Here is a 25,978-nt window from a genome sequence, read left to right as displayed (position 1 = left end):
GAGAGTTCCATGAAAACAGAAGCCCAAGTTCCCGCTGTCGCGACCCTGCATCTCGTATGCGGGAAAGTCGCGGCGGGAAAATCCACGTTGATGAGCGAGCTGGCGCAAGCCCCGAACACTGTGCTGATCAGCGAGGACAAGATGCTGGCGACCCTCTACCCCGGAGAAATCCAGTCGCTGGCCGACTACGTGCGCTGTACGACGAAATTGCGGAGCGCCCTGCAAGGCCTGATCAGGGAAGTGCTGGCCGCCGGGACGTCGGTGGTGCTGGACTTCCCTGCGAATACCATGTCGACGCGTAGCTGGATGAAGACGCTGTTCGCCGGCATCCCGGCCGCGCATTGCCTGCACTATCTCGACGTCAGCGACGAGGAGTGCAAGCGGCGGCTGAAGCGCCGAAATGAAGAAGGCCTTCACCAGTTCAGCACGAGCGAGGCCGAATTTGACTTGATCACGCAATTCTTCGTCCCGCCAGCGGACGAGGAGGGCTTTAACGTGAAAAAGACAAGTTCTTAGATCAGCGATTCAGCCAGGTCGCGCAGATCCTCGGCGTATTCCAGCTCGATCAGCTCCTTGCGGGCGACGCCGCTGCGCCAGGCCGCGGCGGCGATCTTCGGCGTGACGCCGATCAGCAGGCGCGGGTCCAGCAGGCCAGGCACCACATAGTCCTTGCCGAAACGGGCGTCGCTGCGCGCGATGTCGGCCAGCGCCACCACGCAGGCGCGCTTCATTTCCTGGTTGATGGTCGAGGCGCCGCAGTCCAGCGCCGCGCGGAACAGGTAAGGGAAGCACAGCGCGTTGTTGATCTGGTTCGGATAGTCCGAACGGCCGGTGGCGATGATGGCGTCCGGCGCCACTTCGCGCACCAGTTCCGGGCGCAGCTCAGGCTCGGGATTGGCCAGCGTGAAGACGATAGGGTGCGGCTTCATGCGCTGGATGTCCATCGGCGACAGCACGCCGGGGCCGGATACGCCGAGGAATACGTCGGCGCCGTCCATCACGTCGGACAGCTTGCTGGCGCTGGTGTCCTGCGCCCATGCGGCTTTTTCGCCGTCCAGCGCGCGCGCCGTGGTCAGCACGCCCTTGCTGTCGCAGACGTAGATGTTCTTGCGTTCCGCGCCCAGGTCCACCAGCAGTTCCAGGCAGGCGATGGCGGCGGCGCCGGCGCCGGAGCAGACGATCTTCACGGTGGCGATATCGCGGCCGGTCATCTCGATCGCGTTCAGCATGCCGGCGCCGACCACGATGGCGGTGCCGTGCTGGTCGTCATGGAACACCGGGATCGACAGGCGCTCGCGCAGCTTGCGCTCGATGTAGAAGCATTCCGGCGCCTTGATGTCTTCCAGGTTGATGCCGCCGAAGGTTGGGTGCAGCGCGGCGATGATGTCGACCAGCTTATCGGGATCGGTTTCGTCGATCTCGATGTCGAAGGCATCGATGCCGGCGAATTTTTTGAACAGTACCACTTTGCCTTCCATTACAGGCTTGCCGGCCAGCGCGCCGATGTTGCCGAGGCCGAGCACCGCCGTGCCGTTGGTGATCACGCCGACCAGGTTGCCCTTGGCCGTGTACTCGTAGGCCTTGGCCGGCTCGCGCTGGATTTCCACGCACGGCGCGGCCACGCCAGGCGAATACGCCAGCGCCAGGTCTTCCTGGGTGGCGACGCTCTTGGTCACTTCGATGGCGATCTTGCCGGCGCTGCCAGCGCGGTGGTAGGCCAGTGCTTTTTGTTCGATGGTGCTCATGGTGTCCTCGTTATTTTGTTTGGCTCTGAATGCGAAAAACGCCCGCACGGGCCGAAGCCGGTGCAGGCGCAAAACTGCTGGGGTTCAATACATCATGGATACAGGCCGCGTACTTCGCGGGCCTGCAGTACGCGGGTGCACGCCAGGATGAAGGTGGCGGTGCGCAGCGTGACTTTCTTATCCTGCGACACCGTCCACACGGCGTTGAAGGCGTCCTGCATGATGCGGGTCAGGCGGGCGTTGATCTCGTCCTCGCTCCAGAAGAAGCTGGAGAAGTCCTGTACCCATTCGAAGTACGACACGGTCACGCCGCCGGCGTTGGCCAGCACGTCCGGCACGATCAGCACGTCCTTGTCGGTCAGGATGTCGTCCGCTTCCGGGGTGGTCGGGCCGTTGGCGCCTTCCAGGATAATCTTGGTGCGGATCGTCGGCGCGTTGGCGGCGGTGATCTGCTGTTCCAGCGCGGCCGGAATCAGGATGTCCGATTCGATGCCCCAGAACGCGTCGCGGTCCAGGAAGGCTTCGGCGCCGGCGAAACCGGTGACGCTGCCGCATTCGGCGACGTGCTGGTGCAGACGTGCCACATCCAGGCCGCCCTGGTTGACGACGGTGCCGGTGTGATCCTGCACGGCGATGACTTTGGAGCCGGCCTGGGCGAACATGGTCGCTGCCACACCGCCGACGTTACCGAAACCCTGGATCGCCACACGAGCGCCTTCGATCGCCACGCCGCGCTTGGCGGCGGCTTCGCGGCCTACCACGAACACGCCGCGGCCGGTCGCTTCGCGGCGGCCCAGCGAGCCGCCCAGCGAGATTGGTTTGCCGGTGACGACGCCGGTCGACAGGTTACCTTCGATCATGGCGTAGGAGTCCATCATCCATGCCATCACCTGTTCGTTGGTGTTGACGTCCGGTGCCGGGATGTCCTTGTTTGGTCCGATGATCAGCGAGATTTCGCTGGTGTAGCGGCGGGTCAGGCGTTGCAGTTCGCCGCGGGACAGGGTCTTCGGATCGACACGGATGCCGCCCTTGGCGCCGCCGTATGGTACGTTCACTGCCGCGTTTTTCACGGTCATCCATGCCGACAGGGCCATCACTTCGGACAGGGTCACGTCCTGGTGGAAGCGCACGCCGCCTTTGCCCGGGCCGCGCGACATATTGTGCTGGACGCGGTAGCCTTCGTAGTGGGCGATGGAGCCGTCATCGCGCTCGATCGGCACGTCGACGGTCAGGATGCGCTTTGGACGCTTGAGGGTTTCGACCCAGCGCGACAGGTTGCCCAGGTGCGGCGTGACGCGGTCGATCTGCTGCAGATAGACACCCCAAGGGCCCAGGTCTTCTGGATTGAGGTAGGAAGGCAGTGCGTGTGCTTGTACAGTGGTCATGCTCAAGTCTCCGTTTGAATTCGTGGCTGAAGGCCGCTCGTGGCGTTCTTCAAGTGGAGCGAATCATAGGACGGGAGACTGAAAACGGGCCAATGCTGTATGCGCATTCGGCTATGCAAAAAATGCATAGTTATGCGCCGCCGTCGTTCCCGCGCAGGCGGGAATCCATGCTGAGTATGGATTCCCGCTTTCGCGGGAATGACGGGTTTCAGCGCTCGGAGACCGTGACGCGGCGTTTGCGGCCGCTGTCTTTTTGCTGCTGTTCGAGGAATTCCCACAGTCTTTCGACGATGGCCTTGCCGCGCCGTTGCGCCGACGGGCGCTCGCGGTACAGGCGGATTTCCATCTCGATTTCCCATTCCGAGGCACCGCCGTCGGCGCGTGCCAGCTGCTTTTGCTTGAGCTCCCGCGTGACCGCCGATTCGGGCAGGAAGGCCACGCCACGGCCTTCCAGCGCCATCATCTTCAGGCCTTCGGCCATGTCGGTTTCGTAGTGCGGGTCCAGGTGCAGCGGGGTCTTGGTGTCGGCCAGGATCAGCTCCACCATGCGGCCCAGGTAGGCGTTGTTGGTGTACGATAAAAACGGCAGCGGCTCCTTCTTGGTACCGGGTAGTTTGAATTCCGGCGCCTTGTTCTTATCGCAGCGGGCATAGGGACGCAGCGATTCGCGGCCCATCACCAGCATGTCGTAGCGGCCCGGATCGAGCTGCACCGGCTGGCGCGGATGGTGGTAGCACAGCAGCAGGTCGCAGCCGCCTTCGACCAGCTGCATCACCGCGTCGTGCACGTTGAGTGCCATCAGGCGGCTGCTGATCGGCGCGAAGTCCTGCTCCAATGCGGTCAGCCATTTCGGCACGAACGTCAGCGACAGCGTGTGCGGCACTGCGAGGTCGATGCTGGTCTGCGCGGCGGCGCGCTTGGAGCGCAGCATGTCGCGCGCGCCGTTGATCTGCGCCAGCATCTCCAAGGCCTGCTCGTAGAACACGATGCCGGCCGGCGTCAAACGCGTGGGATACGAGGTGCGGTCGATCAGGTCCGTGCCCAGCCAGTTTTCCAGCGACTGGATGCGGCGCGAGAAGGCGGGCTGCGTCACGTGCCGCAGCGCCGCCGAGCGGCTGAAATTATTGGTCTCGACCAGCGAGATGAAGTCTTCCAGCCATTTGGTTTCCATGCACGTTTCCTTTTACTGCGGTTGCGGGGTGTTCGAGCTGATGCCGCGGATCGGCGTGAACAGGAATGCCAGCGTCGCGAACACCACCAGTATGATGCCACCGCCGAAGAACAATTGCGACAGCGAGATCATCGTCAGCACCCAGCCGGTGACGGCGGCCGACAACGGCGCCAGTCCCATGAAGATGAACATGAAGATGCTCATGGCTCGGCCCATCATGTGCGGCGGCACGCGACGCTGGATCCAGGTGAAGACGTTGATCTGCATATAGCCGGACAAAAGGCCGAGCGTCAGCATCAGCGCGCACGCCTGCCACGGCGCTTGCACGGCGCCGAGCGGCATCACCAGGAAGCCGGCGATGGCGTCCGCCACCAGCAGCACGGTGCCGAAGCTGGCGAAGCGCAGGCGCGCGCCCAGCACCGCGGCGCCGGCCATCCCGAACAGCATGCCGGCACCGTTGGCGCCCATCAGGATGCCGAGGGCGGAGGCGCCTTGCAGCTTCTCGCTGGCCAGTACCGGAATCGCCACCTGCATCGAGCCGCCGATGAACAGCGATACCGTGCCCCAGTAGATGAAGCACAGGCGCAGCGGCACGTCGTTCCACACCATCATCAGGCCGGCGCCGACGGAGCGCAGCACCGATTGCGGCGCTTCCGTTTGCGCCGGCGCCTTCAGCGGACCGACCTTGGACAAGGTCCAGGCGGAGATCAGGAAGCTGAAGCAGTCGAAGCCGAACGCGAAGGCCAGGCCGCGCGCATCTGCCACCATGCCGCCGCTGCTACCGGAAACGGCCAGCAGGCCGGCCGCCATCAGTGGGCCGATCAGCATCGACAGCTGGCGCAATCCCATCAAGACGCCGTTGGCCGCCTGCAGATGCTCGGCGGCGATCGCCTGCGGCATGATCGAGGTGCCCGACGGGATGCCGAAGGCCTGCGCCAGTCCGATGCCCAGGGCCAGCACGTAGATGATCATCAGCGTCAGGTGCGCGTTCAGGTCGATGGTCAGCGACAGCGATGCGCTCAGGGCGAAGGTCAGCGTCGGCTGGTTGTGCAGCACCAGCAACGCCAGCAGGCCAAGCAGCACGGCATTGGCGTACTTGCTGAGCATGAGGACGCGCTTGGGCGAGTAGCGGTCCACCACGGCGCCGCCGATCAGGATGAAGACCGCGCGCGGAACGCTCATCAGCGCGATCACGAAGCCTAGCGCCAGCGTGTCGCCGGTGAGCTTGAGCACCAGCCAGGGCAGGGCGATCATGGTCAGCTGGTCGCCCAGCATGGAGATCACGCCGCCGCGCAGCAGCCATTTGAAGTTCGGGTCGCGCTTCAATGCCGCGCGTTGCAGTTTTTTTGGATCGTCCATGATGGTTTTCTGTCCCGGTCAGGAGTTGGTGGCGTTCATGCCGGCGATCAGGCCGAGCGCCGTGCTCAGTTCATCGAAGTGCGCGGTGGGACAGTTGCGCAGCAGTTCCTTGCTGATCTGCTCCGCCACCGTGACGGCGTTGTTCAGCAGCTCGCGGCCGGTGTCGGTGATGGCGGCGTAGGCCACGCGGGCGTCGCGCGGATCCTGCTGGCGTTCGACCAGGCCGATTTTTTCCAGCGGCAGCAGGGTGCGGGTGACGCCGGACGCGGTCAGGCCCTGGCGCTCGGCCAAGTCGACGCGGCGCAGGCGGCCGCCGGGGGCGCGGTTCAGGTAATGCAGCAGCATGAAGTCGCTGAAGCTGATGCCGTGGTAGCCGCCCAGCACCTGGTCGAGCCGGCGCACCAGCGTGGCCTGCGCGCGCGCCAGCCGCAGCGCGAATTCCAGGCTGGGGCTGATGGCGGCCGGGGTGTCGTCAATGATGTCGTTCATGGTGTACTCCGTTGTCAATTAATTCTTGATAAATACTTGATTGAGCAAGTATATAGCAATTGCTTGACTACGCAAGTAGTTTTTATTAATTATCTATGATATCGTTTTCAGATTCCAAAAATATTGCAGGAGACACAATGCACATGGGTACCACCGAAATATTCCTGATCGCGATGCTGATCATTTTCAGCGTGCCCTATCTGATCTGGAGATTTGGCAATACGGACTACTACGCGCCGCTGGTGGTGGTGCAGATCATCACCGGCATTTTGCTGGGGCCGGGCATCATGGGCCGCGCCTATCCGGAGTACTACAGTTTCGTCTTCAACCCGCAGGTGGTGCAGTCGCTGAACGGCATCGCCTGGTGGGCGGTGATGATCTTTGTGATGATCGCCGGCATCGAGCTGGACCTGAAGAAGGCCTGGGAACACCGCCGCGAAAGCACCATCACCGCCGGCCTGGCGCTGGGCACGCCGCTGGTGTTCGGCTGCGTCGCCGCGCTGGGGCTGGTCGGCTATGAAGGCTGGATGGGGCCGAAGGCGCACAGCTGGCAGTTCGTGCTGGGCGTTGGCATGGCGTGCGCCGTGACCGCGCTGCCCATCCTGATCCTGCTGATGGAAAAGCTGGAGGTGCTGCGCCAGCCCATCGGCCAGCGCATCCTGCGCTACGCCAGCCTGGACGATATCGCCATCTGGGGCGTGCTGGCGGTGATCCTGCTGGACTGGGACCGCGTCGGCCGCCAGCTGGGCTTCCTGGTGGTGTTTGCCGTGGCGACCAGGCTGTTCCGCATGATGATGGTGCGGCTGGAGGAGCGCGACCGCTGGTACATCTCCTTCATCTGGCTGGCGGTCTGCGCCTTCGCGGCCGACTGGGCCGGCCTGCATTACATGGTCGGCGCCTTCCTGGCCGGTGCGGTGATGGACGCGGACTGGTTCAACCAGGAGAAGATGGACTTCATGCGCGCCAACGTGCTGATGGCCATCATGCCGGTGTTCTTCCTCAGCACCGGCCTGCGCACCAACTGGGCGATGGGCGGTTCGGCCGTGTTCATCGTGGCGGCGGTGATGCTGTTCGCCTCGGTCAGCGGCAAGCTGGCCGGCGTCCACCTGGCTGGCAAGATCCTCAAGTGGGGGCCGGGCGAGGCGTCCATCATCGGCTGGCTGCTGCAGACCAAGGCGCTGATCATGATCATTTTTGTCAACATTTTGCTCGACAAGCAAATCATCACCAGCGAGACCTTCACCGCGCTGCTGCTGATGGCGATAGGCAGCACCATGCTGACGGTGCCGGTGGTGTACCCAAAATTGCAGCGGGTCGCGCAGCTGATCTTCAAAACCAGCTGATATAATTGCGGGATGAACGATACTACCCAACTCCCTCCATTGCCGGATCGTCTGTCGATCGATCCGCGCAGCCCGCACCACGTTGCCGCCGTGTTCGAACACGATGTGGGCATCCGTTTTAACGATAAAGAACGCCTGGACGTTGATGAGTACTGCATCAGCGAAGGCTGGATCAAGGTCCCGGCCGGCAAAAGCCTGGACCGCAAAGGCAACCCGATGCTGATCAAGCTGAAGGGCAAAGTCGAAGCGTTTTATCGTTAATTCAACCGCTGTAAAAAAACCACCCGCCTGAACGCGCTCAAGATCGCGTTCGGTGCGGGTGGTTTTTTTTCGTGGCTACGGTCAGAACTTGTAGTTGTACTCCGCCGTGAAGCGCACCTGCCGCTCAGGCGAACGGCCCAGCACCTGGTTGTAGTACGGACTGATCGTGTCCGCGCCCGAGTTGTAGACCGGCTGCGTGGCCAGGTCGGTCTGCTTGTTCAACAGGTTGAACACGTCGGCCTTCAGGGTCAGGCCCTTGAGCCAGCGCGGCATGTAGGTCGCATTCAACGCCAGCCGGACGTCGGTCGGCAGCGTGCCGACCGAACCGCGCGGCGTCAGCTTCTCGTCGCAATAGAAGGTCGCGGCGCCATACCAGCCTGCCGGGTTGTTGTTGACGTTGAGCGCCTTGGGCAGGTTGCCGATGCAGGACTTGGGCGCGCCGGTGGCGATGTTGAGGTTGGCGCCCACGCGCCATTCCGGCGTCAGGTCGTAGTAGCCATACGCCTTGAGCACATGCGTGTGGTTGTTGGGCAGCAGGCCATTCGCGCCGTCCATCAGTTCCGGATAATCGAAGGCGGTGGTGGCGGCGATGTCGGCCTGGCCGATGTCCGATGCCACCTGGCCTTCCATATTGCCCCGGCTGCGCGACCACGTGTAATTGAGCTTGCCGTACCAGCCGTTGCGCAGCGGGTGTTCGACGAAGAAGTCCAGCGCCGTGTAGATGCGTTCCACCTTGGGCAGGCCCATGTCCGCGGCCGTCAGCGGCACCGTCACCAGCTTGCCGTCGCCGCGCAGGTCCAGCTCCAGCGTGTTGCCGCGGCCTGGATTGACCAGCAGGCAGGGCATGGTGTATTTGCTGGCGTCGACGTTGTTGCGGCGCGCCCAGGCATCCACCGGACGCTGGTCGCACCAGTCTTCGATGGTGTTGCGCAGCGTGCGATAGGTGAACTTGGTCCCGGCGGTGTAGGCCGGCGTCAGCGCCGCCTCGAAGCCCAGCGCCAGTTCGTCCTGGTAGGTGGCGCCCAGGTTGCTGGCCGCCACCTGGTGCGGATCCTTGGCCTGGCCATACTCGTTACCGGCGGAGAAGGGCGGGCTGATCTCGGTCAGGCCGGTCGGCACGCCGGTCTTGGGATCGACGCCGGTGTAGGTGAAGTAGTGGTCGATGTGCACCGGGTTGCCCGCCAGGCGCAGCGCCACGCTGGTGGGGATCTGCAGGTGGTAGCGGCCGGCGTTGGCGAACAGCTTCATGCTGCTGTCGCCGTGCACGTCCCAGGCCGCGCCCAGGCGTGGCGCCAGCATGTGGCGCTGCTCGGCATATGGCACGCCGAAGCTGTTCTTGTTGGTGAACTGCTCGTTGCGCAGGCCCAGGTCCAGCAGCAGCGTGTCGGTGATCTGCCAGCGGTCCTGCAGGTACTGCGCGCTCTGGTCGGTCTTCGGCGCGGCCGAATCGCTCTGGTGGTATTCGTCCACGTAGTAGCCCTGCGTGCCGTAGCCGCCGCCGGATGCCGGCGAGCGTCCGCCCGGCACCGCCGCATTCGGATTGGACGAGCGCGAGTAGTACCAGGTACCGCCGCCCGCCAGCGAGGAGCCGTTGATGGAGGAGACGTTGTTGTGGTCGATGCCGGCGCGCAGCGCGTGGTCGCCCAGCTTGTACTCGACGTCCAGGCGCAGTGTCGATTGCTTGTCCTCCGCGTTCTCCACCTGCATGGTGCCGCCTATGGGCTGCGGGTTGGTGTAGCTCAGCCCCGGCACCTGCGCGCGCGCCGGTGCGCTGACCTGGAACACGCCCGGCACGTAGCCCTCGACGCTTTGCGGATAGGTCGATTTGAAGCGGCCAGCCAGCGCCGTCACGGTCAGGCGGTCGGTCAGGAAGCCGGTGTATTTCAGGATCGAGTCGTTGGTGATGGCGCCGTCGCCCGTCACGCCGTCGGCGCGCACGTTGTTGCGCTGTAGCGTGGCGTAGCTGAAGCCGTAGTTTTGCTGCGTCTTTTTGGTCTCGTCGTGGATCTGGGTGAATTCGAGGCGGTGGTCGTCGTTGATGTTGTAATCGAGCTTGACCAGGTAGCGTGGCGTGCGGCTTTCGCGCTCGGTCCAGCCGTTGGTCTTGTTGGTCGAATCTGAATCCTTGCTGATGTAGCCGGTGGTGAAGCGGTCCTGCTCCACGTTGGCGAACACGAACAGCTTGTCCTTGATCAGCGGGCCACCCACGTAGGCGCTGCCGAAGACGTCGTTGGCGGAGTTGGCGCCGCGGTAGGTCAGCAGCTTGCCGTCGGTGGCGGGATTGGCGCCGGTCTGCGGATAGTAGGTGTCCTCCGGCTTGGCGCGCAGCTTGTTGGGCGTGTACTGCAGCACCGCGCCGGCTTCCCAGCGGTTGGTGCCGCTCTTGGTGGTGATGTTGACCACGCCGCCGGTGGAGCGGCCGAATTCCGCGCTATAGCCGCCTTGCAGGATCTGCGCTTGCGCGATGGCGAAGAACGGCAGGGTGGTCGAGCCGATCTGCTTGTACACATTGGTGACCGGGAAGCCGTTGATGTAGTACGAGTTCTCCGTCACGCCGGCGCCGCCGAAGCTGTCGCCGCCGATGCGCGGATTGCCGCGCGAGGTGCCTGGCGCCAGCTGGATGATGCCCGACAGGCTTTGCGCCACCGGCAGCGCATCCAGTTCGCGGGCGGTGAACACGGCGCCGTTGTTGGTGTTGCTGACGTCGATGCTGCGGCGCCGGCTGGTGACGGTGACCGACTGTACGGCCTCGAACGAGGCTTCGACGCCTTGGCCGATCAAGGCTTCCACTTCCAGCGTGCGTTCGACTTCGCCGCCGCGCATCAGCATGACCTTGTAGGTGCCGGGCTGCATGGAGGTGGCCTGATAGCGTCCGCTGGCGTCGGGATGGACGGTGCGGCGCGCGCCGTTGGCGATATTCTCCAGCACGATGCTGGTGCCGTTGGCGTTGGCTACCTGCCCGTAGATGGAGCCGGTGGCGTTCGATTGCGCGTAGGCCGGTGCGAGCACGCCGCCTGACAAAAGCGCGCCGCCGAATGCCAGCGCGAGGGCGTGGGCGACAAGCGTCATCCGGGCGCGGTGAGTGGGGTTCTTCATGATGTCTCCTGGTTGTTTTTATGATGGCCGGCTGCCGCAGGCAGCCGACGGAGACATACTAGGCAAGGCGGGGATGGCAATCTAATGAATCTTTAGCGACTACCATTGCTGAAAACGATATACATTAATTGGGGAGCGTGACCTGCAATGGCGCCTTGCCGTCCCAGGCCTGATCCAGCACGGTCTTGCCGTTCAGGCGCACCAGCACGCGTTGCGCCGGCTGGCCAGGTCGAAGGCGTGTGGTGATCAGATCGAGCCCTGCGCCCTGGTCGCCCGCGCCGAATGCGCGTATGCGCCGCAAGGCCATGCGCGGCCAGCCCTTGGGCAGGCGCGGCGCGAAGCTGAAGCTGCGCAAGCCTGTGGCCTCGATACCGAACAGGCCTTCCGTCATCACCCGCGCATACAGGCCGCTTTCGGCCGACAGGTGGCGTTGCTGGCCTTCCGGCCAGGCCTCCACCGCGTACGGCACGTGTTCACCCAACAGGCGGCGGCCGGAGTAGTAGCGCAGGTAAGGCATGGTGCGTTCCAGTTCGCCCGCCTTCAGCAGGCCGCGCAGCGCATACAGCGTGGCGCGGTCCCAGAAGGTCTTGTCGCCGGCCTCGGTGAGCACGCCGTTTTCCGACCATAGCTGCGGCGACAGCAGCGCATCGATGGTGCCGCGCTGGCGTTCCGTGATGCCGAGCGCCAGCGGCAGCGCGATCCACGCGCGTAGCTTGTCGTTGCCGGCGTAGTAGCGGTAGGTGTCGAAGCCGCCCATGCTGGCGCCGAAGTAGCGTTCGATGGCGGCGCGCTGTTCCCGCGCCTCCTGCTGTAGCGCGGTGGCGCGCTGCTGGTCGCCCAGCGCTGCGTTCAGGCGTGCGGCGCCGGTCAGGCCGCCGTAGGCCAGCACGTTGGTCGACAGGTTGGCTTTGCCGGATGGGAAGCGGCCTTCCAGTTCATCGCTGTCGGAATGGACAATGCCTTCGGCGTCGCGCTGGCGGCGGGTGAATTCCAGGCACCAATCGATCAAGGGCAGCAGCTGGCGCGCGGTGCCCGCATCGCCCTGCGCCAGCGCGAACTGGCTGGCGCCGTAGGAGATCATGGCGCAGTCGCCACGGTCGCCGGCGCCGTTCCAGTAGCCGCGGCCCTCGGCGATGATGGAGGAGGGCAGCGGCTTGTATTCGGGATTCATGTAGCGCGCGAACAGGCCGAAGCTGATGATCGCGCTCTGCACGGCGGCGCGGTCGCCCAGGTAGGGGAAGAAGGGATTGACGTATTCCGCCTGGTCGTTGGCCCAGATGGCGGCGTAGTAGCGGGTGCCGCCCGGTCCGTGCAGCAGGCCGCCGCGCGTGGCAAACACGCTTTCGGCGGCGCGCACTTTGGAGAAGGCGAACATGGCGTCGAGCACGGGGTCCGGCGTTTCCAGCACAAGGTCACCGCGCCACTGCGCCACCTTGCGCGCCCGCGCCTGCAAGGCTTCGTCGCCGTCCACGTACACCATTTCGTTTTGCAGCCGGCCGCTGATGATTACGTCGACATGCACGCGCGCGCCCGGCGCCAGCGTGCCTTCGCGCGCGGCCGACTGCACGGCGATCACGTAGGCGCCGTGCGTGCCTTTGTCGGCGGGCGTGGTCTCGCTGTGGTCCAGCGCGGCGAAGCTGTAGCGCCGTGCTGCCTTGCCGTTGTTGACCAGCTCCAGCCGCTCCACCAGCGCCGGCTCGTCCGGCGACGGCGTCAGCGTGCGGATCAGCAGCAGGCCCGGCGCCAGCTGGGATTGGAGATCGAGGCGACCGTCGAAGCGCACTTGTTGCAGGCGCTCGGCGGTGGCGGGGGTGCCGTCGATCGTGATGGTGGGCGAGGCCTCGGGGCCGAACTTGCGTATCAGGCTGGCGTGGGTGTCGTCAGGGATGGTGCGCAGCATCGGCCACACCACGGTGCGCGACAACAGCAGCGTGCCGTCAGGCTGGCTGCCGTAGTCGATCACCGCCGATACCTGGCGGCCGCTCATCTCCAGCTGGTCGCGATGGGTGTCGGCGACTTGCCAGCGGATCGCGTTGCCGTCGATCTGCCAGCGCGGTGTGAAGGCCGGTGGCGCTGCTTGTGCAAGGCTGGCCGCCAGCAGCGCGGTGGCCAGGGCGCGTAATGTTATGTGCATGTCGTTCTCCTTATGGGAATTCCGAGATTTCGTCATTCCCGCGCAGGCGGGAATCCATAGATTTCGTCATTCCCGCGCAGGCGGGAATCCATAGGTCGCATAATTGGAGGCGGCGCATGGATTCCCGCTTTCGCGGGAATGACGGGGGCGAGGTGTGCTTATTGCGCAGTTTTGACGGGGCGGATGATGGCGGCCCAGCCGCCGCCTGGCGCCAGGCGCATGGTGAGGCGGCTGGTGCGGCTTACGCTGGCGCTGCCGGTCTGCACGTCGGTGGCGAAGATCGCCGCGTTCGGGCCATCCTCCATGCTGCTTATCTGGTAGCTGCCTTCGCCCAGGAAGGACAGGTCGAGCGCCAGTTCACGGCCGTCGGCGCCGGTCATGGCGCCCACGTACCAGGTGTCGCCGTGGCGGCGCGCCATCGCCACGTAGCGGCCCAATTCGGCGTGCAGCACGCGGCTCTCGTCCCATTCGACCGGCACCTGGCGGATGAAGTCCAGCGAGGACGGATTGGCGCGGTACTGAGACGGGCTGTCGGCCAGCATCTGCAAGGGGCTTTCATAGACCACGTACATCGCCAGCTGGTGCGCGCGCGTGCCTTGGCTCATGGGGCGGTCGAAGCTGGCCACGAAGTCCTTGCGGTGGGCGTTGCTCATGGCGCCGGGGGTGTAGTCCATCGGTCCGGCGAACATGCGGATGAAGGGGATGGTGACGTCGTGCTCTGGGGTTTGCTTGTCGGTCCACTTGTCGTTTTCCAGTCCCTTCACGCCTTCGAAGGTGAGCACGTTCGGCCAGGTGCGCTGCAGGCCGCTGGGCTTGAAGCTGCCGTGGAAGTCCACCAGCAGCTTGCGCGCCGCTGCCTCGCGCGCCACGCGCTCGTAGTAGTTGACCATCCACTGGTCGGCGCGCTGCATGAAGTCGACCTTGATGCCGGCCGCGCCCCAGCGCGCGAACTGGTCCAGCGCCGCCGTCATCTGGGTGTCCAGCGTTTTCCACGAGACCCACAGAATGATGCCGACGCCGCGCTCCTTCGCATGCGCCATCAGCGCCGGCATGTCGATCGCCGGCTTGACCGCCAGCAGGTCGCCCAGCTCATACCAGCCTTCGTCCATGATGATGTATTCGAGGCCGTTCTCCGCCGCGAAGTCGATGTAGTGGCGATAGGTGCGGGTGTCGATGCCAGACTTGAACGGCACGTTGTACAGGTGGTTGGCGTTGTACCAGTCCCACGCCACCTTGCCGGGCTTGATCCAGTCGGTCTGCTTCAACTCCTGGGCGTCGGCCAGCAGGTAGGGCATCTGGTTCAGCAGCAGGCCGCCGGCGTCGGCGGCGACGCCCAGGATGCGCCACGGGTAGGCGCGCGTGCCGGCGGTGCGCGCGATGTAGGGCGCTTCCTGCGTCACCGGCACGTTGCGGTCGTCGCGCGCGGTCTCGGCCAGCGCCACCTTCGGGAAGATGGCGCGCAGGCCGTCCGCCTCGCCGTGCAGGTACATGCCGGGATAGTCGCGCAGGCCGGATTCGGTCAGCACCAGGTGGGCGCCGCCGCTACGCACCAGCGCCGGCACGCCGATCAGTTTTCCGGCCGCCTCGCCGACGGCCAGCGGCTGGTAGTAGTGCTCATTATGCGACTGCATGGACTTCTCCTGCGGCCAGTACAGCGTGTCCTGCGGCCGCACATGGACGCCCGCCAGTTCGTCCTCCACCGTCACCTGGCCGGGTAGCTCGGTACGAAATCGGTAGGCGATGCCTTCGTCGTAGGCACGCACCTCCAGCGCGTAGCCACCGTCGAAGTCCAGCCGCAGGCCGTTGTAGTGGTCGCGCACGTGGCGCGACTTCTGCGCCACCACGGGCCGCACCGTGGTATCGATGCTGGTGCGCTGCTGCCCGGTCAGGCGCGGATGGTCGCCCAGGGTGCCGATGCCGCTCAGTTTAAGGCCGATGGTGGTGGGCAGCACCAGCTGGGTGTCGCGGTGGGTGACCGCCAGCGTGAGCTGCGCGCCGGTGTCGATGGTGACGCGCAGTTGGCGGTCTGGTGAGCTCAGCTCCAGCAGGTTGGTGGCCTGGCTGGCCAGCGGCGCGATCAGGAACAGCGCGCTCGCCAGGCGGCGCGCGAAGGATAGGTGTTTCAAGGCAGTCTCCACATAGGTATTTTTGGCATGCTAAGCGCGCGGGGCGATAGCAGTCCATTCACCTTTTATGCGCTTGCCATATCCAATACGGCAAGGCTGGTCGACGCCTGGCGTCGTATCGCCTGCAGCAGCAGCTCGGCGCCCGGCGACAGCAGGCGGTCGCGCCGGCGGATGATGCCGAAGGGGTCCATCTGGCACGCCAGTTCGATCGGCAGCACCGTCAGCAGGCCCAGTTCCTGGTAGCGCAGCGCGACGTCGGCCGACATCACGTTGAGCGCGTCGCTCATTTGCAGCATGCTGGTGATCAGCACGATTTCGCTGGTGTCGACCACGTCGCCCGGCGGTTCCAGGCCGGCGTTGTGGAATTGCTGGTCGAAGCGCTGGCGCAGGATGCTGCCGGGCGGCGGCATGATCCACGGCGCGCACGCCAGCTCGTGCAGCGTGAGCCGCGCGCGCGTGGCCAGCGGGTGGCCGGTGCGCGCCACCACCACCACCGGTTCGGCGGCCAGTTCCTCGTATTGCAGGTCGGCGCTGTCGGGCAGGCCGATCATGCGCGCCAGCAGGAAATCGAAGGTGCCGCGTTGCAGGCGATCGAGCAGCACCACGCTCGATTCGACTTGCACGCCGATGCGCAGCAGCGGCGCCATTTTCTTGACGCGCGTGATGGCGCAGGGCAGCAGCCGCATGGCCGGCGTCATGATGCTGCCGACGTCGACCTGGCCGGCCAGGCCGGAGCGCAGCGCGACGATGTCCTCGTGCGCGCGCGCCAGGCTGGTGAGCGCCATGCGCGCGTGGCGTATCATGCTCTCGCCGTAGATGGTGGGTTCCATGCCGCGCGGCAGGCGCTCGAACAGCGCGATGCCGAGCATGTCCTCCAGCTCCTTGAGCTGCTTGGAGGCGGCCGGCTGCGTCATGCACAGGACTTCGGCCGCGCGCATCAGCGTGCCTTCGTCGTCGAGCGCGATCAGCAAGAGCAGCTGGCGGGTTTTCAGGCGTGCGCGCAGGAACCAGTTTGGATTAGGTGCGTTCATGGCGTCTCCCTTGTCATTATGAAAAAATTATAAGGGGCGGAGCCATAGCCAACCAATGATGCAATCGAGGCGTTTGATATCTAAATCGGCATAATGCGAAACGGCCCGGTCGGGAATCCGACCGGGCCGTTTCGCATTGCCGCGGAGTGGCTTGTTTAATGCGCCGGCGGTTCGCCGCGTAATCTGTCCAGCATCTGCAAGGTCGCCGGCAGCAGGTTCATGATGCCGTGGTAGGCACAGTATTCACAAAATGCTTCCTCCGGACTCATGGCGGTGATGCTGGCGTCCGAGTGTCCGCGGCGGCGCAGTGCGCGTAAGCAGGCTGCGTCCATATTCCTTGCGTTCATGCGCTGATTCCCTTTCGAATGGTTCAAGGTTGGTTGGGGAGTGTGTCTCAGCGCAATTATATGCTCAAAATAATTCCATGTGGCAACTATGTTGAGATATTTTCAGTTTTGGGGCTATTTTGTCATGGCGGCTGCCTGCGGCATCGCGTTGGCCGCCGCATTGCGGTTCAGGCGCCACAGCAGCGTCAGGCCGACCAGCGAGGTGCCGACCACGACAAAGCCCACCACGTCGAAATGCTGCAGCTGGCCGGTCGCGCTCTGCGTAACGATGTGGCCGGCCAGCACCGACGCCACGCCGCCCGACAGCTGCTGGATCGAGGCGCTGATGGCGTTGAACGAGCCGCGCTGGGTCTGTGCCGGCACCATCGACATCATGGCCTGGAACGGAATCATGCGCGAGAAGATGCCGATGAACAGCACCGTGTTGACGACGATAAGCACCGGCAGCGAGGTCACGCCCAGGTGGGTGTAGATCAGCACCATGGTGATGGTCAGCGTGGTGCCGAACGTGAACACGCGGAACTTGCCGACCGCGTCGGCCAGCTTGCCGATCAGCGGGCCGATGAAGATGGTGCACAGGCCGGTGACCAGGTAGACCGTCGGCAGGTGGGCCAGGTCGATGCCGAGATTGTTGACCACATAGGCGCTGCTGAACGGCATCAGCATGAAGCCGCCGGTGGTCAGCAGCGCGGTGGTGGCGAAGGCCAGCAGGTAGCGCCGCTCGGTGACGGTGTGGAACAGGTGCATCCAGGCGCTGTGCTCCTGCGGCTTGCCGAGGTGGGCGTCGACCGGTTGCAGCTTCCACGCCACCAGCAGGCCGCCGGTCAGGCCGAAGGCCGCCATGGCGATAAAGGGGATGTGCCAGTTCCACTGGCTCGACAGGTAGATGCCGGCCGGGATGCCCAGCACCTGGCTGGCGGCGAACGCGGTCTGGATCAGGCCCATGACGCGGCCGCGCTGCTGCGGCTCGAACAGGTCGGTGGCGATGGCCAGCACGACGGAGCCGATCACGCCGCCGAACAGGCCGGTGACGATGCGCGCGGCCAGCAGCGATTCAAAGCTTTGCGCCATGCCGCACCACAGCGTGCCCAGGATGAAGCCGGTGTAGAAGAACAGCAGCAGCTTCTTGCGGTCGAAGCGGTCGGCAAAGCCGGCCGTGAGCAGGCCGGACGCGCCGGCGCTGAAGGCGTAGGCCGAGACGATCAGGCCGAACTGTTTGGGGCCGATGCTCAGGGCCGGCATGATGACGGCGCCGAGCGGCGACATCAGCATGAAATCGAGGATGACGGCGAATTGCAGGAAGGCCAGCATCGCCACCACGGTTTTCTGATAGCCGCTGAACGGCGTCGGTGTGGGTTTAGTCATGTATTTGTTCTTTGTTGGGGCGGCAATAGGCGCCGCGGTCTTTGTGGAATTGTGCGCGCTCTTCCGGCGTCATTGCCTGCCAGCGCTGCCAGCGTTCGCGGCCGTAATGGCCGCCGTGGCGTCCGCGGAAACCGCCGAACAGAATTCGACATAGTACCAGCAAGCCTAGCGCGCGCCAGTAGTCGATTTGCATGCTGCCGGCGAAAACGCCGGGCATGACGGCGTTCCATAACATCATCACGACCCAGGCCAGCGCGGCCACCCCCACGAGGATCAGTGGCAGGAACATCAGTTTCCTTTTCATTTCAGTTACTCCTTTCTTTCATTCATTGTCGTACAGGGTTTGCAGGCGCGTGCGCAGGTACAGGACCGCGTAGCGCTTGCGGGCCAACAGGGTGTTGATGGACAAGCCGCTTTGCGCGGCCATTTCTTTGAAGCTGGCGCCATCCAGCTCATGGGCGATGAAGACGTCGCGCTGGTTGGCCGGCAATTCTTCCAGCGCCGTCTGCAGTTCGGCCAGCAGCACGGAGCGCGCGTAGGCGTCCTCCGGGCTGCCGTCGGACGAGGGCAGCAGCAGGTCGAGGCGGCAATCCTCGCCGTCCTCGCCGGCCATGTCGTCGAGCCGCACTTCCTTCTTCTTGCGGAAGCGGTCGATGATGCGGTTGCGCGCCACCCGGAACAGCCAGGCGCTGACTTGCTCGATCGGCTCCGGCAGGCGGTAGGCCTGGACGAATTCGTGGAAGACATCCTGCAGGATGTCGTCCGCATCGGTGGGATCGCTGACGCGGCGCCGGATGAAATTCCCGAGACGCGACCGCTCCCGCAGTACGGTGGCAGCGATATCCTGTTCGGTGGTTGAATTCGGTGGTGTCATGGCTCTGTAGACGGCTCATGACTGAGCATATTGTGTCAAATTGGAACTTATTTTTGTGCGCGCACGTTCCAGCAGGCGGCCGTGAAGCGGACCTCGTCGCCATGCACATAGGGCTCGAAGCCCGCGCGCACGGCTTGCGCCACTTGCTGGCGGGTGTGGTCGTCCGCCGTTTGCAGCGCGCGGCCTACCGGGCCCAGCTGGGTCAGGTACTGGTATAGCTGTTTTTCGGGGAAGGCGCAAGCGATGTCCAGCGGCTCGATGCCGATGGCGCGCCAGCCGCCTTGTTCAAGGATGGCATGCAGGCGCTGCCGGTTGGCCAGGCCGAACTGACCGGGCTCGTCGGGACGGCGCGGCGGCAGGCCGGGCAGCAGGTGGGCCGCGCTGCGTTCGGCGGCGGTCATGAAGGGATTGTCTTCGGGGCTGCGCCAGACGATTGCATGCAGGCTCGCACCTTCGCGCGCCGCTTGCCGCAGGTTGCTGAACGCGGCCACGGGATCGTCGAAGAACATCAGGCCGAAGCGGGAGACGATGGCGTCGAAGGTGGCGGATTCGAAGACGTGCGTTTGCGCGTCGTCGAGGATGTAGCTGATGGTGGACTGTTGGCCTCTGGCTGCTGCGGCGGTCAGCATCGGCGCGGAGACGTCGATGCCGGTGCAGTGGCCGTCCGGGCCCAGCTGGCGGGCGATGGCATGGACCATGCTGCCGGTGCCGCAGCCGACGTCCAGTACCCGGCGGGCGTCGCTGGGGATGGCCTGCACGATCAAGTCCTCGATGGGCTGGTACATCCGGTCGAGCATGTCTTGCGCGGCGACCCAGGTGTTGCCGGCGGCGCCGTTCCATAGTGATGCGTCCATGATATGTCCTCTCGCTTGTGTTCAAAAAGTGAAGGTGCTACTGTGCCACTTCAAGTCAACTTGAGGTCAAGCGATGGCGAGTCTGGACATAGCCGAAGTGGCGCGGATATCGGGCATGCCCGCCTCCACGCTGCGATTTTACGAGGAAAAGGGCTTGATCTCGCCGATTGGCAGGCGTGGCTTGCGCCGGGTGTTCGACGCCGGCGTGGTCGAGCGGCTGGCGCTGATCGCGTTGGGCCGCGCGTCCGGCTTTACGCTCGACGAGATCGCGGGCATGTTCGGCGCCGACGGCGACCTGCGCATCGACCGCCACCTGCTGACGGCCAAGGCGGACGATCTGGACCGCACCATCAAGAAACTCACCACCATGCGCGACGGCCTGCGGCACGCGGCCGTGTGCAAGGCCGCCAGCCATATGGAATGCCCCACCTTCCGGCGGATCTTGCGGATTACGGCCAGGAAGTAGGCAGGCTTTTGCTATACTGATTTTGACTTCATACGTTGGAGCGGTCAGCTATGCCTACGATCAGCATCTTTTACGGCCTTGTGATCCAAATGTTTTTTTGTGATCACCTTCCGCCGCATTTCCACGTGAAGTATGGTGAATTCAAAGCCACTATCGATATTCGGAAGCAGGAGCTGATGGGTGGCCGATTGCCTCCCAGGGCGCTCGGTTTGGTGTTGGACTGGACCGATTTGCATCAAGATGAATTATTGGAAAATTGGCGTCTATGTGAAGCTATGCAGGCTCCTAATCCAATATCGCCATTGGAGTAACAAGTATGGATTGGGATGTCGTCGATTTGAAACTGCAGGATGAGCATACTTTCTGGGTGCGGTTTCAGGATGGAGTTGAGGGTGTCGTCGAATTTAAGCCGTCCGCTTTTCGAGGAGTCTTTGCCCATCTGCGTGACCATGCACTGTTCGGTCAAGTGACCGTAGTGGATGGTGTCGTTACTTGGCCAGGGGACCTTGACCTGGCGCCGGACGCTATGCACGACGAGATTCAGGGTAAGGGTTGCTGGATATTGTCCTGAGCTAAAGCGAGTTCAGGTGGTAGTGATCTTGCAGGTGAAATTTCAGGGGACTACTTCTGCTAATGTGGCAGTCGGCCGGCCCCGGAGTGTGGGCTAGTTGAGCGTAGCGAAGCATATCGAAGAATCGATTTGCATCCACTAGATTGACAGGCATGACTGTTTCCGTACTTTGTTGTGCAGCTTTGACCGCGCCTTTGCTGAAGCGCGATGTGGACACAAACACTCCACGCGTATAGCCCCCTAAAAACAAGGCTCCCAAGAATGCCCTGATTTGCTCGACTTCTACTGTATTTTTTTGCCTTTTGACCTGAATACCTACGCGGTTACCTGTAGCGTCTTCCAAGACAGCATCAATTCCTCCGTCGTTTGTGTATGCTGTTGCAACTACCTGACGGCCAAAATCACTGAAGACGCTTGCTACAGTTAATTCCAGCAATCTAGGGTGCATCGTAGTCCTTGCATCAAACTTCTGCCTCAGATACTGGCGCACTTCCCGAACTGGTGCAGCGATATCTGTGAGGTCCAAATCTTGTAGGGCGGACATTGATGCTAGGGTTACGACCCAATACTGCCATTGTTGGGCCGCTAACACCGCTCTGTCTTCTGCGATCCACCAACCACATTCGGGGCAGATGTGAAGGCAGATCTTTCGCTCGCAAATCTCGCCGCTGAGTTCCGTTTGCGGACTGCCTACAGGCGCTCCTAGAAATTCCGGGGCGTGAGTCATTAGACTGTGAGCCGATTCGAATTCTGAGAATGGGACATCCCATAAGTCAGGATCATAGTAGTCGTCTGTGCCGCTGCCACAGTAAGCGCATTTAACTTCATCCTCATCTTCGAGGTTCCACCTCCACCACGGCAATTCCAGGCGCATAGCTGAGGGAGAGATAATTGACTGGACATGTTGCCTGGCTGTTTTCATGGCTACGACCTAGTTGGAGCTCAAGGTATGAGTATTTTGGATCAAATTTTCCGGGTGCGTCGCGCCAATGCCGGATCAGCTGTCTGGTGAAGCGTTCGATACGCTTGACTATCAGCGAATAGGAAAGACTCAGGCGTCTTGTCTTGCTGCTTGGCCGGAATGGCATTCGTTGAAGAATATTGTTTTCGGTTTAGTCAATTCCATAATTGAGTGGCTGCATTTCTAAAGTCACAATGGGCAAAACGACTTTATAGACGAGACATGAAAACGACGCGCCGAAAATTTATGATTTCCGCAGGGCTGGCAACGGCCTTTCCTGGCTTGGCCCACGCCACCGTCAAAGCGATCTCCCGCGGCGACGCGGAAAGCCTGTCCTTATGGTACGAGAACGGTGCCGGTCCTTGGGTGGAGGCTCTTCCCGTGGGCAATGGCCGGCTCGGCGCCATGTGTTTCGGTCGCGTTGCGCAAGAGCGTATCCAGCTGAACGAGGACACCTTGTTCGCGGGCGGTCCGTATGAGCCCAACAATGCGGACGCGCTACGCGCTTTGCCGCAGGTGCGCGCGCTAATCGACCAAGGCAAGTACCGTGAGGCGCAAGAGCTGATTTCAGCGTCCATGATGGCGACTCCAAGCGTACAGATGCCTTACGGGGCCGCTGGCGATTTGTTCCTGGACTTCAAGGGCCTGTCGGGTGGCGAAGCATTTCGACGCTGGCTGGATCTCGACACCGCAATCTCCTCTGTACGTTTTGCGAATGGCGCGGTCCAATACAAGCGTGAAGTATTCGCCAGCGCTCCTGACCAGGTGATCGTCGTGCGGCTCACCGCCTCCGGCGGCTTGATGAACTTCGACCTCGGTTACCGGCATCCGATGGAAGCCAGTTATGGCGAGACGGATTACGCCGGCGTCAAGACGGCCGGCGCTGCCAGGCAGATCCCCTGGGATCACCGCGAATCGCTGCACAAGGACCGGCGTCCTTCCGATCTCCTGGTACGCAAGGATGGCCAGGACGCGCTGCTGATCGAAGGGCGGAATATCGGTTACGCGGGGATCGCGCCGGCCTTGCGCTATGCGGTTAGAGTGCGGGCTCTGGGCGACGGCACCATCAACGTCCGCGAAGATGGTATCGAAGTACGTGATGCGAAGGTGGTGACACTGGTGATCGCTGCCGCCACTAGTTACGTCAACTACGCGGATGTCAGCGGCGATCCGGTGCGGGCGGTGCGCCAGCAAACCGAGGCTGCCGCACGCCGCTCGTATGCCGATCTGCGCGCACGCCACCTGCACGAACACCAGGGACGTTTTCGTCGCCTGTCGCTAAGGTTGGGCTCTGGCACCGCCGATCCCCGCCCAACCAATGTGCGCGTCGCGCAGTCCGAGGCGCAACCGGATCCAGGGCTTGCCGCGCTTTACGTCCAGTACGGCCGCTACCTGCTGTTGTCGGCATCGAGGCCGGGAAGCCAGCCCGCGAACTTGCAGGGGATGTGGAACGAGGGCGTCAATCCCCCGTGGGGCAGTAAGTACACGATTAACATTAACACCGAGATGAACTACTGGCCGGCGCAATCGGCCAACCTGGCCGAATGCGTTGAACCTCTGCTTCGCATGGTCGAGGACCTGGCGGTCACCGGGGCGCTGACTGCCACCAAGGCTTATGGCGCGCGCGGCTGGATGGCTCACCACAATACCGACCTTTGGCGCGCCACTGCGCCGATTGATGGCGCCTTGTGGGGCATGTGGCCCTGCGGCGGTGCCTGGTTGTGCCAGACGCTATGGGATCATTACGAATACAATCCGGAGCCGGCTTACCTGCGGCGCATCTATCCGCTCTTGAAGGGCGCCTCGCTGTTCTTTGTCGACGCGATGGTGGAAGATCCGAAGGGCAGGGGACTGATTACCTCGCCGTCTATTTCGCCGGAAAATCAACATCATGCGGGCGTCGCCATTTGCGCTGGGCCCACCATGGACCGCCAGATTGTGCGCGATCTGTTCGGCTGGACGATCAAGGCGCATGCGCTGTTGAAGGAAAGCGATAGCGACTTCATATCCGAGCTGAATGCGAAGCGCCGCCGGCTGCCTGAAGACCGCGTTGGCGCGAAGGGCCAACTGCAGGAATGGCTGGACGACTGGGATGCCTCGGCGCCGGAACAACAGCACCGCCATGTCTCCCATTTGTATGGCGTCTACCCAAGCGAGCAGATCAACATACGCGACACCCCTGAACTGGTGGCGGCCGCCAAAGTCACGTTGAACACACGCGGCGACCGGTCCACCGGCTGGGCCACGGCGTGGCGGCTTGCGCTGTGGACCCGCATGGGCGAGGCCGAGCGTGCCTATACGATTTTGACGGGGCTGCTGGGGCCGGAGCGGACGTATCCCAATATGTTCGATGCGCATCCGCCCTTCCAAATCGACGGCAACTTTGGCGGCACCGCGGCGATCCTGGAAATGCTGGTGCAATCCTGGGGCGGAGAAGTTCGTTTGCTTCCCGCGCTGCCGCGGGCATGGCCGGAGGGTTTCCTGCATGGCGTGCGTGCGCGCGGCGGCCTGGAACTGGATCTGGACTGGGCCCAGGGTAAATTGCGCCAGCTGCAAGTGCGCGGCAAGCCTGGACAGGCGGTCACCTTGGTCTACGGGGATCGCAAGATCGCTATCGTGCTCAACGCCGAAGGGCGTCTGCGCATGACGTTCTGAAGTTCCAGCCGGCCCAAACGCAAAAAAGCCCCCAGCGGGGGCTTTTCAGTTCAGCGGACTAGCGATTAACGGTCGCCGTAGCTGCGGCGTGCGCCGTCGCTGCTGCGTGGGTTGCTGCCCTTGTAGCCGCCGCCGGTGCTGCCTTCCTTGCGCGGTGCGCCTGGCTTGCTGAACGTGCGCTGGCCCGATGGCTTGGCGCCGCCGCGGTTGTCGCCCGGCTTCCAGCCGCCTGGACGCGGCGACGAACGCGATGCCGACGCGGTCTTCTTCGGCTCGTAGCCTTCGATGACGTTGACCGGAATCAGCTGCTTGGTGAAGCGCTCGATACGCTTGACGTTCATGCCTTCGGCGTGGTTCACCAGCGAGATCGCCAGACCGTTGCGGCCGGCGCGGCCGGTACGGCCGATGCGGTGCACGTAGTCTTCAGGGAACTTCGGCAGGTCGTAGTTGAACACGTGGGTGATGGTCGGCACGTCGATGCCGCGGGCTGCGACGTCGGTGGCGATCAGGATCTTGACCTGGCCACGGCGCAGGCTGTCGAGCGTGCGGTTGCGGGCGCCCTGGTGCATGTCGCCATGCAGTGCGGCGGCCGAGAAGCCGGCGATGTTCAGGCGGTCGGCGATGGTGTCGGCGTCACGCTTGGTGGCGGTGAAGACCACGGCCTGGTCCAGCGAGTCGTCGCGCAGCAGGTGGTCCAGCAGGCGGTTCTTGTGCGACAGGTCGTCGACGAAGTGCACGCGCTGGGTGATGTTCTCGTGCTTGTTGGCGGCGCTGAGGATCTGGATGATCTGCGGATCCTTGGTGATGCGGCGCGCCATGTTGCCGACGACGCCGTCCAGCGTGGCCGAGAACAGCATGGTCTGGCGGGTCGACGGGGTGGCGTCGACGATCTTTTCGATGTCGTCGATGAAACCCATGTCCAGCATGCGGTCGGCTTCGTCCAGCACCAGGATTTCCAGCTGCGAGAAATCGATCTTGCCCGATTCCATGTGGTCGATCAGACGGCCCGGGGTTGCCACCAGAATCTCAGGATTCTTGGCCAGCAGTTGCATCTGTTTTGGGTAAGGCATACCGCCCAGGATCGACACGGCCTTGATGCGGCGCAGGTTGACGCTGTACTTGTCGGTATTGGTGGTCACTTGCAGGGCCAGTTCGCGGGTCGGGGTCAACACCAGCATCTTTGGCTGTGCAGCTTTGAAACGTGGGCGCTCGCCGCGGGCGCGGGCGGCTTGCATTTCTTGATTCGGAGTCTTGCCGGCGGCTGCCGGGTCGATCTCGGACAAACGGTGCAGCGACGGCAGCATGAACGCTGCAGTCTTGCCGGAACCGGTTTGCGAGGATACCAACAAGTCCTTGCCTGCGATCGCCGCAGGGATAGCCTGCTGCTGTACCGGGGTCGGCGCGGTGTAGCCGGCGTCGGTCAGGGCTTTGATGATGGACGTGTTGAGACCAAGTGCTTCAAATGTCATGCTGTTCTTTCGTAAAAAACCGGCGTTCATGCAAAAGCTGAACGCGAAATAGCTACGCCTACCAAAACGAAATGACTCAATCAAAATCGAAAGAAATTTCGGCACAAAAGCTTTGCGCCGGGACGGTGTCAGGTGCGACACCAAAGGCGGGAGGGCTTTATAAGCGACATCAGGGTGATGCGCTAAGGCTTGCGAAGCTGCTAGTAATACTTGGCTGATCAATCGGCGCTGCTTTTGTTGCAACGCGCTCACTGCAGCGCACAGGCGACACTATAC

General features: G+C 63.3%; 23 protein-coding genes. 7 read left to right on the top strand and 16 right to left on the bottom strand.

The window, feature by feature from the left end; all coding sequences use genetic code 11:
* Positions 1 to 9 precede the first annotated feature (9 nt).
* On the top strand, positions 10 to 516 hold the full coding sequence (locus tag ACEN9O_RS29260; protein ID WP_495615289.1) for a P-loop nucleotide/nucleoside kinase family protein: 507 nt from the start codon (positions 10 to 12) through the stop codon (positions 514 to 516).
* Here the strand turns inward: ACEN9O_RS29260 and ACEN9O_RS29255 are convergent.
* The 5 genes from ACEN9O_RS29255 to ACEN9O_RS29235 all read right to left on the bottom strand — a co-directional run bounded on the left by ACEN9O_RS29255 (position 513) and on the right by ACEN9O_RS29235 (position 6,149).
* On the bottom strand, positions 513 to 1,745 hold the full coding sequence (locus tag ACEN9O_RS29255) for a malic enzyme-like NAD(P)-binding protein (protein WP_495615288.1): 1,233 nt from the start codon (positions 1,743 to 1,745) through the stop codon (positions 513 to 515). The genes ACEN9O_RS29260 and ACEN9O_RS29255 overlap by 4 nt on opposite strands.
* A 92-nt stretch (positions 1,746 to 1,837) precedes the next feature.
* A complete protein-coding gene (locus tag ACEN9O_RS29250; RefSeq protein ID WP_495615287.1) occupies positions 1,838 to 3,130 on the bottom strand; it encodes a Glu/Leu/Phe/Val family dehydrogenase in 1,293 nt (430 codons plus the stop codon).
* A 208-nt stretch (positions 3,131 to 3,338) separates the two neighbouring features.
* Entirely contained in the window at positions 3,339 to 4,301 is a 963-nt protein-coding gene (locus ACEN9O_RS29245) for a LysR substrate-binding domain-containing protein (protein ID WP_495615286.1), read from the bottom strand.
* A 12-nt stretch (positions 4,302 to 4,313) separates the two neighbouring features.
* Entirely contained in the window at positions 4,314 to 5,660 is a 1,347-nt protein-coding gene (locus tag ACEN9O_RS29240) for an MFS transporter (RefSeq protein WP_495615285.1), read from the bottom strand.
* 18 nt (positions 5,661 to 5,678) lie between these two features.
* Complete coding sequence (locus ACEN9O_RS29235) at positions 5,679 to 6,149, bottom strand: MarR family winged helix-turn-helix transcriptional regulator (protein WP_495615284.1); 471 nt, start codon at positions 6,147 to 6,149, stop codon at positions 5,679 to 5,681.
* A gap of 137 nt (positions 6,150 to 6,286) precedes the next feature.
* Here ACEN9O_RS29235 and ACEN9O_RS29230 point away from each other — a divergent pair, with 137 nt between their 5' ends.
* Together ACEN9O_RS29230 and ACEN9O_RS29225 are read left to right on the top strand one after the other, a co-directional pair.
* On the top strand, positions 6,287 to 7,492 hold the full coding sequence (locus ACEN9O_RS29230; RefSeq protein WP_495615283.1) for a cation:proton antiporter: 1,206 nt from the start codon (positions 6,287 to 6,289) through the stop codon (positions 7,490 to 7,492).
* A gap of 12 nt (positions 7,493 to 7,504) precedes the next feature.
* A complete protein-coding gene (locus ACEN9O_RS29225; RefSeq protein WP_090320741.1) occupies positions 7,505 to 7,753 on the top strand; it encodes a DUF3297 family protein in 249 nt (82 codons plus the stop codon).
* Between the two features lie 81 nt (positions 7,754 to 7,834).
* Here ACEN9O_RS29225 and ACEN9O_RS29220 read toward each other — a convergent pair whose 3' ends face one another.
* The 9 genes from ACEN9O_RS29220 to ACEN9O_RS29180 form a co-directional block, all read right to left on the bottom strand.
* Positions 7,835 to 10,849 (bottom strand): TonB-dependent receptor, encoded by a 3,015-nt coding sequence (locus tag ACEN9O_RS29220; RefSeq protein WP_495615282.1) that lies wholly within the window; start codon positions 10,847 to 10,849, stop codon positions 7,835 to 7,837.
* A 124-nt stretch (positions 10,850 to 10,973) separates the two neighbouring features.
* Positions 10,974 to 12,983: a glucosidase family protein gene (locus tag ACEN9O_RS29215; protein WP_495615281.1), complete on the bottom strand. Its 2,010-nt coding sequence runs from the start codon at positions 12,981 to 12,983 to the stop codon at positions 10,974 to 10,976.
* 158 nt (positions 12,984 to 13,141) lie between these two features.
* Complete coding sequence (locus ACEN9O_RS29210; RefSeq protein ID WP_495615280.1) at positions 13,142 to 15,109, bottom strand: glycoside hydrolase family 97 protein; 1,968 nt, start codon at positions 15,107 to 15,109, stop codon at positions 13,142 to 13,144.
* Positions 15,110 to 15,174: 65 nt separating this feature from the next.
* Positions 15,175 to 16,140, bottom strand: a complete 966-nt coding sequence (locus tag ACEN9O_RS29205) for a LysR family transcriptional regulator (protein ID WP_495615279.1) — start codon at positions 16,138 to 16,140, stop codon at positions 15,175 to 15,177.
* A gap of 155 nt (positions 16,141 to 16,295) precedes the next feature.
* A complete protein-coding gene (locus ACEN9O_RS29200) occupies positions 16,296 to 16,487 on the bottom strand; it encodes a hypothetical protein (RefSeq protein ID WP_495615278.1) in 192 nt (63 codons plus the stop codon).
* A 114-nt stretch (positions 16,488 to 16,601) separates the two neighbouring features.
* Entirely contained in the window at positions 16,602 to 17,852 is a 1,251-nt protein-coding gene (locus ACEN9O_RS29195; protein WP_495615277.1) for an MFS transporter, read from the bottom strand.
* Positions 17,845 to 18,156 carry a hypothetical protein gene (locus ACEN9O_RS29190; RefSeq protein ID WP_495615276.1) on the bottom strand — a complete coding sequence of 104 codons (312 nt, stop codon included), beginning with the start codon at positions 18,154 to 18,156 and terminating at the stop codon, positions 17,845 to 17,847. The genes ACEN9O_RS29195 and ACEN9O_RS29190 overlap by 8 nt, the downstream gene beginning before the upstream one ends.
* An 18-nt stretch (positions 18,157 to 18,174) precedes the next feature.
* A complete protein-coding gene (locus ACEN9O_RS29185) occupies positions 18,175 to 18,726 on the bottom strand; it encodes an RNA polymerase sigma factor (RefSeq protein ID WP_495615275.1) in 552 nt (183 codons plus the stop codon).
* Between the two features lie 47 nt (positions 18,727 to 18,773).
* Positions 18,774 to 19,580 carry a class I SAM-dependent methyltransferase gene (locus ACEN9O_RS29180; RefSeq protein WP_495615274.1) on the bottom strand — a complete coding sequence of 269 codons (807 nt, stop codon included), beginning with the start codon at positions 19,578 to 19,580 and terminating at the stop codon, positions 18,774 to 18,776.
* 73 nt (positions 19,581 to 19,653) lie between these two features.
* Between ACEN9O_RS29180 and ACEN9O_RS29175 the strand changes: the two genes are divergently transcribed.
* From ACEN9O_RS29175 to ACEN9O_RS29165, 3 genes are read left to right on the top strand one after another with little or no spacing between them, the layout of a single operon-like run.
* Entirely contained in the window at positions 19,654 to 20,046 is a 393-nt protein-coding gene (locus ACEN9O_RS29175) for a helix-turn-helix domain-containing protein (RefSeq protein ID WP_495615273.1), read from the top strand.
* Between the two features lie 50 nt (positions 20,047 to 20,096).
* Entirely contained in the window at positions 20,097 to 20,357 is a 261-nt protein-coding gene (locus ACEN9O_RS29170) for a DUF4160 domain-containing protein (protein ID WP_495615272.1), read from the top strand.
* Positions 20,358 to 20,362: 5 nt separating this feature from the next.
* Complete coding sequence (locus ACEN9O_RS29165) at positions 20,363 to 20,617, top strand: DUF2442 domain-containing protein (RefSeq protein WP_495615271.1); 255 nt, start codon at positions 20,363 to 20,365, stop codon at positions 20,615 to 20,617.
* A 1-nt stretch (position 20,618) separates the two neighbouring features.
* Here ACEN9O_RS29165 and ACEN9O_RS29160 read toward each other — a convergent pair whose 3' ends face one another.
* Positions 20,619 to 21,539 (bottom strand): restriction endonuclease, encoded by a 921-nt coding sequence (locus ACEN9O_RS29160; protein WP_495615270.1) that lies wholly within the window; start codon positions 21,537 to 21,539, stop codon positions 20,619 to 20,621.
* Between the two features lie 261 nt (positions 21,540 to 21,800).
* On the opposite strand from ACEN9O_RS29160, the gene ACEN9O_RS29155 reads away from it, so the two are divergent.
* A complete protein-coding gene (locus tag ACEN9O_RS29155; RefSeq protein ID WP_495615269.1) occupies positions 21,801 to 24,233 on the top strand; it encodes a glycoside hydrolase family 95 protein in 2,433 nt (810 codons plus the stop codon).
* A gap of 65 nt (positions 24,234 to 24,298) precedes the next feature.
* Here the strand turns inward: ACEN9O_RS29155 and ACEN9O_RS29150 are convergent, their stop codons facing one another.
* Complete coding sequence (locus ACEN9O_RS29150) at positions 24,299 to 25,702, bottom strand: DEAD/DEAH box helicase (RefSeq protein WP_495615268.1); 1,404 nt, start codon at positions 25,700 to 25,702, stop codon at positions 24,299 to 24,301.
* Positions 25,703 to 25,978 lie beyond the last annotated feature (276 nt).

This window comes from Duganella sp. Dugasp78 (assembly GCF_059491455.1).
The sequence above is the reverse complement of the archived record's forward strand: the minus strand, read 5'-3'. Positions and strand labels throughout refer to the sequence as shown.